The organism is Thiocapsa sp. (assembly GCF_011390875.1).
Classification (GTDB): domain Bacteria; phylum Pseudomonadota; class Gammaproteobacteria; order Chromatiales; family Chromatiaceae; genus Thiocapsa.
In genome coordinates this window covers 1-11,942 of sequence record NZ_JAABRP010000032.1, presented here as the reverse complement: position 1 = coordinate 11,942, position 11,942 = coordinate 1, and the positions used below count along the sequence as shown (strand labels likewise).

Below are 11,942 nucleotides of genomic sequence, written 5' to 3'. Positions count from 1 at the left end.
CATGTCGCTCTGGACGCGGTTTAACACGCCGGCGACGCGACGATGTCTCCGCGGCACGCCGTCCTCGCGGTCCCCGCCGCCCCAAGAACACCCCGGAGTAGCCCCGACTCGGCCACCGCTCGCGGAAGCCGATACGCGGACTTGCGCCGGTTCGGGTCATCGGCGAGCATAGCCTAGAAAGCCACTCGGGGTTTTGTGCCGGGTCTCGAGACCGATGTGTTCGAGCCGGCGCTGCACCGAGACCACGATTCGTGAAGAGGCGTGACATGGTCAGACCGGGAGGGAGATCATTGCGCGAGCGCGTTCCAAATGGACGCAGCCGCCCATCGTCGGAGGACACCGGGGAACCGGAGTTTTTCCGACGCATGATCGCGGCGAGCACCGACCGCTTCGCCTATCTTGACCGCGACCTCAGGTATCGCGCCGCCAACGCGTCTTATCTCAGCTCATGGGACCTGACCTCCGAGCAGGTGATCGGTCGTCGCGTGGACGAGATCATGGATCCGGACTTCTACGCGCAAGAGGTCGGTCCGCGCCTGGCGGCCTGTCTTGCCGGCGAAACGGTCGTGTTCGAGGCCCAGCTCCCGCGGCGCGGTGTGCGGACCGGCTGGGGGGAGGTGACCTACATCCCGTGGCTCGATGCGGCCGGGAGCGTCGTAGGGGTCGTAGTGCGCGTGCACGACATCACGGCGCGCAAGAGCAGCCATGCCACGATCGAGCGGCTGACGCGGCTCTATCGCATCCTCACCGAATGTAACCAGGCCATCATCCATTCCGAGGAACCGAGCACGTTGTTCCCGGTGGTCTGTCGCGAGCTCGTGACGCAAGGCGGCCTGGATATGGCCTGGATCGGCCGAACGGGCTCGGGCGAGGCTCGAATCGAGTGTCTGGCCGTGGACGGCGAGGGCGGAGCCGAGCTGGTCGAGGGGCTGTCTTCGTCGCCGGAGCCGGACGGGCTCGACGATGATCCCCTCGCGCGCGTCATGCGCGGCGCGGAGGGCTACTGGAGCCTCGACCTCCAAGCCGATCCGGTCACCCGGCCATGGCATGCCTCCGCGCGACGCTTCGGGTGGCACGCCTCGGCATCGCTTCCGCTGACGATGCGCGGGAAGGTGTTCGCGGTCTTGAGCGTCTATGCGCGCGACCGCGATGTGTTTGACGACGACGCGCGCGATTTGCTGGCCGAGCTGGCCCGAGACATCTCCTACGCGCTCGAGCATTACGCCGCGATCGCCGAGCTGGCCGATGCGGAAGAGCGCTGGAAATTCGCGCTGGAGGGCAGCGATGCCGGGGTCTGGGACTGGGATCTGCGCACCGGCAAGGTCTTCTACTCGGCCCATTGGAAGAGCCTCCTGGGCTTGGGCGAGGAGGACATCTGCGAACGGCTCGACGCCTGGAAGGACCGGGTTCATCCGGACGATTCCCGGGCGCTGAGCGATGCGATCGACGATCACCTTCGCGGCCGGACCACTACCCTTCACCATGAGCACAGGCTGCGGCGCCGTGACGGCCTTTACGTGTGGAGCCTGGGGCGCGGCAAGGTCGTCGAGCGCGCCCCGGACGGCACGCCCCTGCGGATGATCGGTACGACCACCGATATCTCTGCCCGGCACGCGGCCAATGATTCGCTCAGTCGCCTCGGGGAGATCGTCGAGAAGTCACAGACCGAGGTTTATGTCTTCGATCCGGACCGCTTGTGCTTCGAGCAGGTCAATCAGGGCGCCCGCGTCAACCTGGGTTACGACATCGTCGAGCTCATCGGGATGACCCCATTGGATCTGATGCCCGATTACGATCCGCCGACCTTTTCGCGTTTGCTCGAGCCGCTGCGTGAAGGAAGCAAGAGCCAGGTCGTGCTGGAGACCCGGCATCGGCGCAAGGACGGCAGCTGCTATCCCGCGGAGATTCGCCTGCAGCTCCTCGGCGTGGAGCCGCGCTTCGTCGCCCTGGTTACGGATACGACCGAGCGCCGGCGTGCCGAGGAGGCGATCAAACATCTCGCGTTTTTTGATCCGCTCACCGGCCTGCCCAACCGTCGTCTGCTGATGGACCGACTCGAGCGCGCGATCGCCGCGAGCCGGCGCAGCCATCGCATGGGCGCTCTGATCTTCATCGATCTGGACGATTTCAAGTCACTCAACGACACCCTGGGACACGATCAGGGTGACCGATTGCTGCGTCAGGTCGCCAAGCGTCTCGCCTCGTGTATCCGCGAGTCCGACACCCTCGCCCGGCTCGGCGGCGACGAGTTCGTGGTGATGTTGGAGCGTTTGAGCGCTCAAACGCGGGAGGCTGCATCGCAGGCGGAGGTGCTCGCGAACAAGCTGCTTGAAGCACTGCGCGCGCCCTGCGAGCTCGAGAATCGCGAGTATCGGTGCTCCGCCAGCATGGGTATCGCCCTCTTCGGGCGGCAGGCCAAGAGCGTCGAGGAGTTGATGAAGCAGGCCGATATGGCCATGTATCGGGCCAAAGCGGCAGGACGGGACACGATGCGGTTCTTCGACCCTCAGATGCAGGTGGAGGTATCCGCGCGTGTCGCGCTCGCCGCAAGTCTACGCCAGGGCTTGGAGCACGGTGAATTTCTCCTCCACTACCAAAGCCAAGTCGACGGAGCGGGGCAGGTGACCGGTGCGGAGGGATTGCTGCGCTGGCAACACCCGCAACGTGGACTGCTCCAGCCCGTTGATTTCATCCGCTTGGCCGAAGAGACCGCGACGATTTTGCCGCTGGGCCGGTGGGTTCTGGAAATGGCCTGCGCCCAATTGGCGGTCTGGTCCGAACGGCCGGAGACGGCCGGGCTGACGCTTGCGATCAACATCAGTGCGTTGCAGTTTCATCATCCGGATTTCGTCAAGCAGGTCCTCGCCGCGATCGAGCGCCACGGATGCAATCCCGAACGACTCAAACTCGAGATCACCGAGAATCTCTTGCTGGACGACCGCGACGCGATGATCGCGAAGATGTCGATGCTCAAGGAGCAGGGCATCAGCTTCGCGCTGGATGATTTCGGAACCGGCTATTCATCGCTGACCGATCTCGGGCGGCTGCCGCTGAAGGAGCTCAAGATCGATCTTTCCTTCGTGCGGGATCTTGTGTCCAACGCGAACGATGCAGCGATCGCGCGCACCATTATCGCCTTGGGCGATACCTTCGCCCTCGACGTCATCGCCGAGGGGGTCGAGACCGAGGCCCAACGCGACTGGTTGGTCGGACATGGTTGCCGTGCCTTTCAGGGCTATCTCTTCGGTCGGCCGGGGCCGGCGGCGACGTCTGCAGCGCGGCTCGATGCTTGACCCTGAATCAGGCCGTTGACCGCTTATCGACGACGATTCGTCGATTCAAACACCGACAATGCTTGCGTATTCCGCATCCACGGCCTATTTCTAAGGGGACGAAAGGGTAGATCCATGACGGAGGCGCGGTCGGGACGTCGCTTTTTGAACGCAGCTTGATCCCGTCTCTCGCAGTCTCCGCTTTCGTGCCGATCGGGAGCTAGGTGTTCAGTGATGAATCAACGATTCGATCTCGTCTTCATCGTGGGGGCGATCTTCCTCGCGATCTTCCTTGCGACTGGCGTAATCCTCTTGGTTTTGGGCGTTGCGGTTCGCGATTCGGAACCTGTTGCCGATTCGGCTCCGGCGAAGACGCGGCCGTTGGATCGCCCGCGAACCTTCACCGTTCCGGATACGCCAGTCCCGCCAACCCCGCCGGCAGGGTGGAGCGATAAGCGATTCTCGCGGTACAGGGCACTCCCGGATGGAGGATCGGTGATCGATGGCTATCGCTTCCGCCCGCTCGAGGAGCGCGAGCTGAGCCGTTTCGGTGGTTGGGCCGACAGCCGCGAGAGCCGATCGACGGATTGGCTCGGCGCAGGAGAGCGCGCTCTGGATGACCCGGTCTTTCGCCGCGACGATCGACTGCCGGAGGACTTCACGTCCGGATGGGGGGAGACACCCTATCGGTTCCGCCCGACCGAGCCCACGCGGAGCCAGACCGATCCTCGGCGCCGTCCGCCACGCGACCCTCGAAGACCGGGCGGGGTCACCGATCCGGGGCCCTTCGAGCCGCCGCCGCAATGGGGGGTGCTGCCGCCGCCCTTGCCCGACCTCTATCCTTGGCTTGCCCCGCCAAACGATCATCGACTCACGCTACGATAGTCGGGTCGTTCGTCGCGCCCGCCTTGCCGATCGCCCTATCTGAGTCGACCCGATCCCATGCCGAGAGCCGAAGCGTTTGCCGTTGCGAGCACACCCGAGCACGCGCTGCCCGTGACGAATCGTTGTGTCCTCACCGAGCGACGGGCACTGCAGCTGGGTCTTGCGCTCGTCGTGCTGGCCTATGTACCGATCGCGCTGGTCGGTCTGCCGCTCTTCGGCGACGGCGCCTATTACTTCTTCAAGCTGGCGTTCGACGGCGTTCCGGTCTTTCCGAATCTTCGGCTCGGCTCGGTCCTCGCGCAGCTCCCGACCTTGGCTGCGACCCGACTGACCGACGATGTCGCGCTCCTGCGTCACCTCTTTTCCTTCACTTATGTCGCTCTACCCCTGGTGTCTTTGCTGGTGTGCTGGTCGATCGTACGCGAGCGCCGCCGTGAGTTGATTTTGCTGCCGCTGCTCTTTCTGATCGCCAACCAGATCAATTTCTCCGCGGTCTCGGAGCTGCTTTTCAGCCTGTACCTCGTCTGGCCGTTCGTGCTCCTCGCGGTACTTGCGCCGCATCGCCGCTTGACCTTGACCTACGGTGCTGTCCTGGCCCCTTTGCTGCTCCTGCTGCATCCTCTGGGCTTTGCGGTGGCGGGATTTTTGAGTCTCGTCGCGCTCTTGAACGCCCGTTCCGATCGCGCGACCGAGCGTACCTGGACCCGCGTGTGGAGCGGCCTTGCCGCAGCCTTTGCGGTCTCGGCCGTCCTGCGCATGATCGCGACACTGATCGGCGCCACCGGCTACGAGCGCTCGCTGGCGGAGCCGGATGCAGCCGTCCGTTACCTGCTCCCCGAGACCCTGTCGCAGGGCCTGTTGTTGACCTGGGTTGCGGTCTCGGGGGTCCTGGCGGCGCTGAGCCTCGCTTCGGGGTGGCGGCGAGGTAGCCGGGTCGTCGAGAGCCGGCTGCTCTGGCCGGCCTTTCTGCTGCTGCCCCTCGTGGGGGCTTCGGTCGCCCTTGATATCCTCTCGGGAGAGGGAATCAAGCTCAAGGCGGGGTTGATCCTTCCCGTCGCGTTGCTCTTGATGGGTCTTGCGGTCGGGGTCGCCTGGCGGCCGTCGGCGCTCGCGGATCTTCCCGGCATCCGTCGCCTCGGGCGGTTGATGGTCGTCGCTGCGCTGACCGTCGCATTGATCGGGACCGCAAAGTCCGCCGCCTGGTGGACGGCGACACACGGGCTGATGAATGCGACGGCCAGCGCCGAGACCACCTGTCTGGCGTTCGGACCCGAGGAGCCCTACGCGCTGCAGTGGCCGTGGATGGCGATCGTCGACGATTGGGCAACGCCGATGAACGCCCTGGTTTTCCGGCCCCCTTGGGCGATCCCGCTCCTGTTGCCGGGAGACGGGTGCCGTCGGCTCGAGGAGACCGGTCAGGCTCATCTGGCGTCATGGATCCAGAGGCCGGCCGCGCAGCTCGAAGCCAGGTTCGGGCCTTTGCGCAGTGTCGGAGCTCCCTGATCGTGTGACGGATGTCGCACCCGCTTTTTCAAATGGATAAGTGAGTTTTATGAATCAAGATCTTGTTAACAAGTGGGTCGTCATTTTGATGGCGCTCGGGATTTCCGCGCTCTTTCTCGCGATGATTCAGCAGTTTCTGATGGCGCTCTTTCTCGCCGGGCTTTTCAGTGCGATGGCACGACCATTGTTCCTGTGGCTGCAGCCGCGTCTGCGGGGCAGCCCGAGCCTGGCGTCGCTCACGACCCTCCTGGTGGTGGCCGTGGTCGTCTTGATCCCGCTGTCGTTGCTGATCGCGGTGGTGGTGGCTCAAGCGCTCGATGTTACCCAAACCTTCGTGCCCTGGCTCAAGGAGCGGCTTGCCGATCCGGATGCCTTCCTCGAGGGCATGCGCCGTTTGCCCTTCTACGAGGAGTTGCTGCCCCTGCGCTCGATCTTGATCGAACGTGCCGGCGAGGCCGCGACGATCGCCAGCAAGTTTATTGTCGGGGGGCTTTCGTCGCTGACGCTGGGCACCCTGAACTTCTTCTTCATGGCGTTCGTAATGCTCTACAGCATGTATTTCCTTCAGATCGACGGACACAAGCTGGTCAACAAGATTCTCTACTACCTGCCGCTGAAGAGCGCCGACGAGCGGGTGATGTTGCAGAAATTCACCTCGGTGACCCGTGCCACGCTCAAGGGAACGCTGTTGATCGGCCTCCTGCAGGGCGGACTGGCCGGCATCGCCTTCGCTGTCGCGGGGATCGAGAACGCGGTGTTTTGGGGCACCGTCATGGTGGTCTTGTCGATCATTCCGGCCGTCGGGTCGGCGCTCGTCTGGGTGCCGGCGTGCATCGTTCTTGCCGTGCAGGGACAGATGGGAAGTGCGATCGGACTGGCCGTCTTCTGTGCGCTCGTCGTGGGCAGCCTCGACAACGTGCTTCGACCCATCCTGGTGGGACGCGACACCAAGATGCACGAGCTGATGATCTTTCTGAGCACGCTCGGCGGCATCTTCATGTTCGGCTTCAACGGGCTCTTCATCGGGCCGCTGATCGCCTCGCTCTTCATCTCGATCTGGGAGGTCTATGGGGTCGAGCTCGCCGATCTTCTGCCCGATGTCCAATGCGTCCTGGGTGACCTGGACAGCGTCGTCGAGCCGCCCACGTCGAAGCCCTCGCTCGACCTGTCGGTCGAGTCACCCGACGCTCCGGAGCCCGTTGCACCTTCGCCCGATCATTCGCAGAAGTGACGGCTCAATACGCGAACCGATGCGTGATGGCCCTTGGCCTGAGGTTGGGCAAAGCGCAGCACACCGACCTCGCGCCGACCTCATGGGACCATCGCCTTGTTCGCTGTGCGTCCTTTGAGCCTTGGAGGTCCAGAATCCTTTCGTGGAATCATCCGCCGATCGGGCCGCCGTCTTCCCGTGTGACCACGACGACCGAAGGGCGAGGCGGCAGCGCGGGGTCGAAGTCCGGCCAACGCGTGGCGGGGTCCTCGAATGTCGAGGGGCGCTCGAAGCCCGGATAGTCGAGTGTGCCGTCGGTGGCCGGATGCTGCACCGCGAGAAAGAGTGTGCCTCCATCCGGGGTGAAGCAGGGTCCGCAGAGCTCCGCCCCCACGGGCACTCGAAAGAACATGCGCCCGGTGCCGCGGCCGTCGCCCTCGGTCTCGAGCGCCCAGAGCCCGTCGGCGCATCCCGATGTCCGGGGCCAGGCATTGCCCTGATCGGTTGCGACCCAGAGCCGGCCCTGATGGTCCACCGCACAGTTGTCAGGGCAGGCAAACCAGCCGTTTTCGCCGGTCGCCGGGTTCCAGAGTGCGGCGGTCGCCGGGTCTCGCGGATTGCCGGCCTTCACCAGGACCTCCCAGCCGAAACGCTCCGCAGCATGATCGCCGGCGGGCGGGATCAACTCCAGAAGATGACCCCACAGATTGGCGGCACGCGGATTCGCCGGGTCGAGCTGCTCGGCGGTACGCTCCTTGTTGTTGGTGAGCGTCACGTAGACGCGGCCGTTGTGCGGGTTCGGCTCCACGTCCTCGGGTCGGTCCATCGGGGTCGCCCCGAGCAGATCCGCGGCCCGACGGGTCTCGATCAGGACGTCGGCTTGTGAGTGGAAACCGTTCTCCGGGGTCAGAGCGGCTCGGCCGAAGACGAGCGGGATCCAGACGAGCGTGCCGTCCGCCTCGAAGCGAGCAACCGAGAGCGTGCCCACATCCAACAGGTTGCGGTTCGCCGCGCGATGGCTCGGGTCGAACTTCCCGTCGGTCACGAAACGATAGAGATACTCGAAGCGCTGGTCGTCGCCCGAGTAGAGCACCAGGCGACCGTCGGGGTTGACGATCGACTCGGCGCCCTCGTGCTTGAAACGCCCGAGCGCGGTGCGCTTGACCGGCATGGACGCCGGGTCGAGCGGGTCGACCTCCACAATCCACCCGAAGCGGTTTGGCTCGTTCGGCTCCGCGTTGACGTCGAAACGCTTGTGGAAGCGACCCCAGGCGAAGTGGCCGGCAGGCACGCCGTAGCGGGCGTAGTTGCGTTGTTCGGGATGCTCTGCGAAGCCGTCCGTATTGGCTGCGTCGACATGTCGATCGAGGTCGCCCGAGAAGTAGCCGTGGAAATTCTCCTCGGCCATCAAATAGGTGCCCCAGGGGGTGATGCCCCCGGCGCAGTTATTGAGCGTGCCGATCACCCGGGTGCCGGTCGGATCGGCGGCGGTCTTCATGCGGTCATGCCCGGCGGCCGGTCCGGAGAGTGCGATCTCGGTGTCGAGCGCGGTGATCCGGCGGGCGTACGTGCTGTCGGGGACGACCGACCAGCGCCCCTCGCTCTTGCTGATCTCGAGGATGGATCCGCCGTTGCACGCCATCTCGATCTCGACGCGCTCGCGGGTCGGCTCGCCCGCGCCGGGGAACATCACCTCGGCGTTGGTGTATTCGTGATTGATGCACAGCAAGCCGTGCTCGGAACTCTTCGATCCGAGCGGCAAGGGTACATAGCCGACATAGTCGTTGTTGTAGCCGAACTGCCTAATCTGCGCGGCAGCGCTTTGACGAGCGGGGTCGAAGGCAGGTGCGCCGGACAGGACGGGGTCGCCCCAACGGATCAGGATCTCGGCGCGATAGCCGGGTGCCACATGATGGGTCTCGTCGACACCGTGGGCGATCTCCTGGAAATCGAAGCGGGTCTTTGTGGTCTCGCGCTCGCCTTCCGGCGCCGTGAGGGTGTCGGCGAGGAGCGCCAAGGGGCCGGCCGCGAGACCGCCGAGCGTGCTCGCGGCGAGCGCGCCGCGCAGCAGGTCGCGCCGGCTCAAGCGGGCCTGGATGATGTCGCCGAGCGTGGCCGAGGCGCTTGGGTTGAGGGGGCGGTCGTCCGAGGCATCATGGGCCTCGGCTGGACAGGAGAAGCGTTGCTCGCTGCTGGGCATGATGGTTCGGAAGGTCTCGTTCCGGTCGGCCATAGAAGATCTCTGTTCCGGCGATCGGGCGCGCGACGGACGTCGCGTCGGCCACGGTTACCGCCGCACGGTTGAACCTAAATCCGGCGGTTGACCGCTTCGTGCTTCATGCAAGGGGTCGGCGACCTTGACGATCGCGCTCATCCGTCCGGATCCGGGTTGGACAGGATAAGACCTTTGCATGACGATCGTATGTCACGCGCGCTCGAAGTATCCGACCCGGATCGAGAGTGCGGGGGAAGCGATTGCGGCTCGCTGAACCGGCTCCGGGATTTCCCCGGCGCCGGCAGAAGACACGGGGTTTCCGGTTCTGCCGAACGGGGCTGACTTTTCTGGTAAGGGGTGGTGCGTCCCTGCACCGGCGGAGAACTGTTGATGGGTCGGTCTGAGGCGGCTTTAGTGCGCCGTGGCCGTGATGGCCTCTGCTCGCGTATAGAACCGACCGTCCCGGATGAATCCGGAGATGATGCCAGGGCGAGTCGCCGTCACGTGACCCTCGCGATCCCGATCCCGGATCCAGGCTTCGGGCAGGCCATCGAGCAGGTGTACGGGCGCCGGGGTGCCGTTCGCGAAGCGCGACAGCACAGCTTCGCCGCTGGCGCCGTCGAGATAAGCGGGACGAAATCCGAACGATCCGTTGTTCTGACTGACGCCTCTGGTACGCGCGTAAAGGACGTTTTCGTTTCGAAGTGACGCTTCGGTCAGTGCCCCGTGGAGCCGGCGTGCGCGTTCCTGATCCTGCGTCGTCCCTAGCTGCGTCTGAGTTTGAAGTTGTAGGTCGTTCATGGGTTTCTCCCCACCTCTGAAAAATGAGGCTTTCGCTGGAGATTTAAGCATTCGGCGTGCCGGACGGCGGGAAGCATTCGTCGTCCACCGGCGTCAATCCAACGGGAGACTCGCACGCTCGACCACGCGCCGCAGGACGAAGCTTGAGTGCACGCCGGTGACACCTTCGATGCGTGTGATCTTGTTGAGGAGCAGATCCTGGTAAGCGTCCATGTCGCGCACCACGACCTTGAGCTGGTAGTCGGCGTCGCGTCCCGTGATCAAGAGACATTCCTGCACCTCCGGGATGGCCGCGACGGCGGCGTCGAAGCGCTCGAAGCGTTCCGGGGTGTGTTTGTCCATGGAGATGCTGAGGATGGCCATGAGGTTGAGCCCGAGCGTTTTGGCGTCGAGCAGGGCTGCATAGCCGCGGATCATGCCGGAGTCTTCGAGTGCCCTGACGCGCCGCAGACAAGGCGAGGGCGAAAGGCCGATGCGGTCAGCCAGCTCCTGATTGCTGATGCGCCCGTCGCGTTGCAGCTCCTCGAGAATGCGGCGGTCGTAACGGTCCAGCTTCATCGGGGTTGCTCCGTTGGGTCGGTCGTCCGGGATGGAAAAAGTCGATCTGTCGATTGATTCATAAACAATGGCAGATCCTTGCGCAATTGATCCAAAATTGCGGCATCTTTGAAATCCTCTGCGTGCCCTTCGAGCCTATTCTATCCCCGTCGGCCAACCAGCCGCGATTCGGGCAAGGGCTCACGAGGCACCTGCCCATCAGGCTCACAGTCCTTACCGGGACGCGAGCGGCCAAGTCCCCTACCGGGGCACGGCATGGGTATCGCTTTGCTCTACCCATCCTACGTTTTCATCAAGGCGTTCACCTTGTTTCTGAATCGTCGCTTATTGGTTATCCGATGCTGACGATGAGGTTTGATTTGACTATGTGATGTGAAATGCATCGGCTGCTGACCGCGGCTGCAGCGCTCTCAAGACTCCGGAGAACAGCATGACCCGTTTTGATCCCCGAAAATATCGTCGCGGTCCGGTGGTGGATCTGCCGAACCGCCGCTGGCCGAGCCGTGTCGTCGATCAGGCTCCGATCTGGGCGAGTGTGGATCTGCGCGACGGCAACCAGGCGTTGTTGGAGCCGATGGGGGTGGCCCAAAAACGTCGTCTTTGGGCGTTGTTGGTCAAGCTCGGATTCAAAGAGATCGAGATCGGCTTTCCGGCCGCGAGCCAGCCGGACTTCGACTTCGTGCGCTGGTTGATCGAGGAAGACAAGATCCCCGAGGACGTGACCGTCCAGGTCTTGGTGCAGGCGCGCGAGGATCTGATCCGCCGCACCTTCGATGCCTTGGAGGGTGCCCCGCGCGCGATCGTCCATCTCTACAACTCGACCTCACCGGTTCAGCGTGAATGGGTGTTCGGCCAGGATCGGGCGGGCGTGACGGCGATCGCCCGTCAGGGTGCCGAGTGGGTCCTGCGCGAGGCGCAACGCCGGCCCGCGACACGCTGGACCTTCCAGTACTCGCCGGAGAGTTTCACGGCCACCGAGCCGGACTATGCGGTCGAGGTCTGCGAGGCGGTGCTGGAGGTCTGGCAGCCGAAGCCGCAGCGGCCGTGCATCATCAATCTGCCGGCGACGGTCGAGGTCGCGAGTCCGAATGTCTTCGCCGATCAGGTCGAGTATTTCGCAACGCATATCTCGCGGCGCGACGCGATCGTTCTGTCGGTGCATACCCACAACGATCGTGGTGGCGCCGCGGCCGCGGCGGAGCTGGCCCTCTTGGCGGGCGCCGATCGGGTCGAGGGAACGCTGCTCGGCAACGGCGAGCGCACCGGCAACCTGGACATCGTGACCTTGGCGATGAACCTCTACAGTCAGGGTATCGATCCGGGTCTTGACCTGAGCGATCCGGACGAGATCGTCCGGGTGGTGGAGGAATGCACCGGGACGGCGCTGCACCCGCGCCACCCCTGGGTGGGCGAGTTGGTCTATACCGCCTTTTCGGGCAGTCACCAGGATGCGATCCGCAAGAGTCTGATGCGTCAGAGCCCGGAGGATCCCTGGCAG

General features: G+C 64.4%; 8 protein-coding genes. 5 read left to right on the top strand and 3 right to left on the bottom strand.

The features are described from left to right. Positions 1 to 266: 266 nt before the first annotated feature. The 4 genes from GPT33_RS04125 to GPT33_RS04110 all read left to right on the top strand — a co-directional run bounded on the left by GPT33_RS04125 (position 267) and on the right by GPT33_RS04110 (position 6,891). A complete protein-coding gene (locus tag GPT33_RS04125; protein ID WP_296806077.1) occupies positions 267 to 3,293 on the top strand; it encodes an EAL domain-containing protein in 3,027 nt (1,008 codons plus the stop codon). Positions 3,294 to 3,506: 213 nt separating this feature from the next. Further along, a complete protein-coding gene (locus tag GPT33_RS04120; protein WP_296806064.1) occupies positions 3,507 to 4,157 on the top strand; it encodes a hypothetical protein in 651 nt (216 codons plus the stop codon). A 57-nt stretch (positions 4,158 to 4,214) separates the two neighbouring features. Then, the gene (locus GPT33_RS04115) at positions 4,215 to 5,660 is read left to right on the top strand and encodes a hypothetical protein (RefSeq protein WP_296806063.1); all 1,446 of its coding nucleotides are present in this window, start codon (positions 4,215 to 4,217) and stop codon (positions 5,658 to 5,660) included. Positions 5,661 to 5,709: 49 nt separating this feature from the next. Beyond that, positions 5,710 to 6,891: an AI-2E family transporter gene (locus GPT33_RS04110; RefSeq protein ID WP_296806062.1), complete on the top strand. Its 1,182-nt coding sequence runs from the start codon at positions 5,710 to 5,712 to the stop codon at positions 6,889 to 6,891. A gap of 148 nt (positions 6,892 to 7,039) precedes the next feature. On the opposite strand, the gene GPT33_RS04105 is transcribed toward GPT33_RS04110, so the two are convergent. The 3 genes from GPT33_RS04105 to GPT33_RS04095 all read right to left on the bottom strand — a co-directional run bounded on the left by GPT33_RS04105 (position 7,040) and on the right by GPT33_RS04095 (position 10,444). Then, positions 7,040 to 9,103, bottom strand: coding sequence for a PhoX family phosphatase (locus GPT33_RS04105; RefSeq protein WP_296806061.1), 2,064 nt, complete (start codon positions 9,101 to 9,103; stop codon positions 7,040 to 7,042). A 393-nt stretch (positions 9,104 to 9,496) separates the two neighbouring features. Next, positions 9,497 to 9,886, bottom strand: a complete 390-nt coding sequence (locus GPT33_RS04100) for a hypothetical protein (protein ID WP_296806060.1) — start codon at positions 9,884 to 9,886, stop codon at positions 9,497 to 9,499. Between the two features lie 93 nt (positions 9,887 to 9,979). Beyond that, positions 9,980 to 10,444, bottom strand: a complete 465-nt coding sequence (locus tag GPT33_RS04095) for an Lrp/AsnC family transcriptional regulator (protein WP_296806059.1) — start codon at positions 10,442 to 10,444, stop codon at positions 9,980 to 9,982. Positions 10,445 to 10,874: 430 nt separating this feature from the next. Here GPT33_RS04095 and GPT33_RS04090 point away from each other — a divergent pair. Next, a partial coding sequence (locus tag GPT33_RS04090) for a 2-isopropylmalate synthase (protein WP_296806058.1) occupies positions 10,875 to 11,942 on the top strand: 1,068 nt, incomplete at its 3' end.

What these genes read in the sequence shown, in the direction of transcription:
- GPT33_RS04115 (WP_296806063.1), top strand. Translation starts at nt 4,215, where the DNA reads ATGCCGAGAGCCGAAGCGTTTGCCGTTGCGAGCACACCCGAGCACGCG.
- GPT33_RS04120 (WP_296806064.1), top strand. Translation starts at nt 3,507, where the DNA reads ATGAATCAACGATTCGATCTCGTCTTCATCGTGGGGGCGATCTTCCTC.
- GPT33_RS04110 (WP_296806062.1), top strand. Translation starts at nt 5,710, where the DNA reads ATGAATCAAGATCTTGTTAACAAGTGGGTCGTCATTTTGATGGCGCTC.
- GPT33_RS04125 (WP_296806077.1), top strand. Translation starts at nt 267, where the DNA reads ATGGTCAGACCGGGAGGGAGATCATTGCGCGAGCGCGTTCCAAATGGA.
- GPT33_RS04100 (WP_296806060.1), bottom strand. Translation starts at nt 9,886, where the DNA reads ATGAACGACCTACAACTTCAAACTCAGACGCAGCTAGGGACGACGCAG.
- GPT33_RS04105 (WP_296806061.1), bottom strand. Translation starts at nt 9,103, where the DNA reads ATGGCCGACCGGAACGAGACCTTCCGAACCATCATGCCCAGCAGCGAG.
- GPT33_RS04095 (WP_296806059.1), bottom strand. Translation starts at nt 10,444, where the DNA reads ATGAAGCTGGACCGTTACGACCGCCGCATTCTCGAGGAGCTGCAACGC.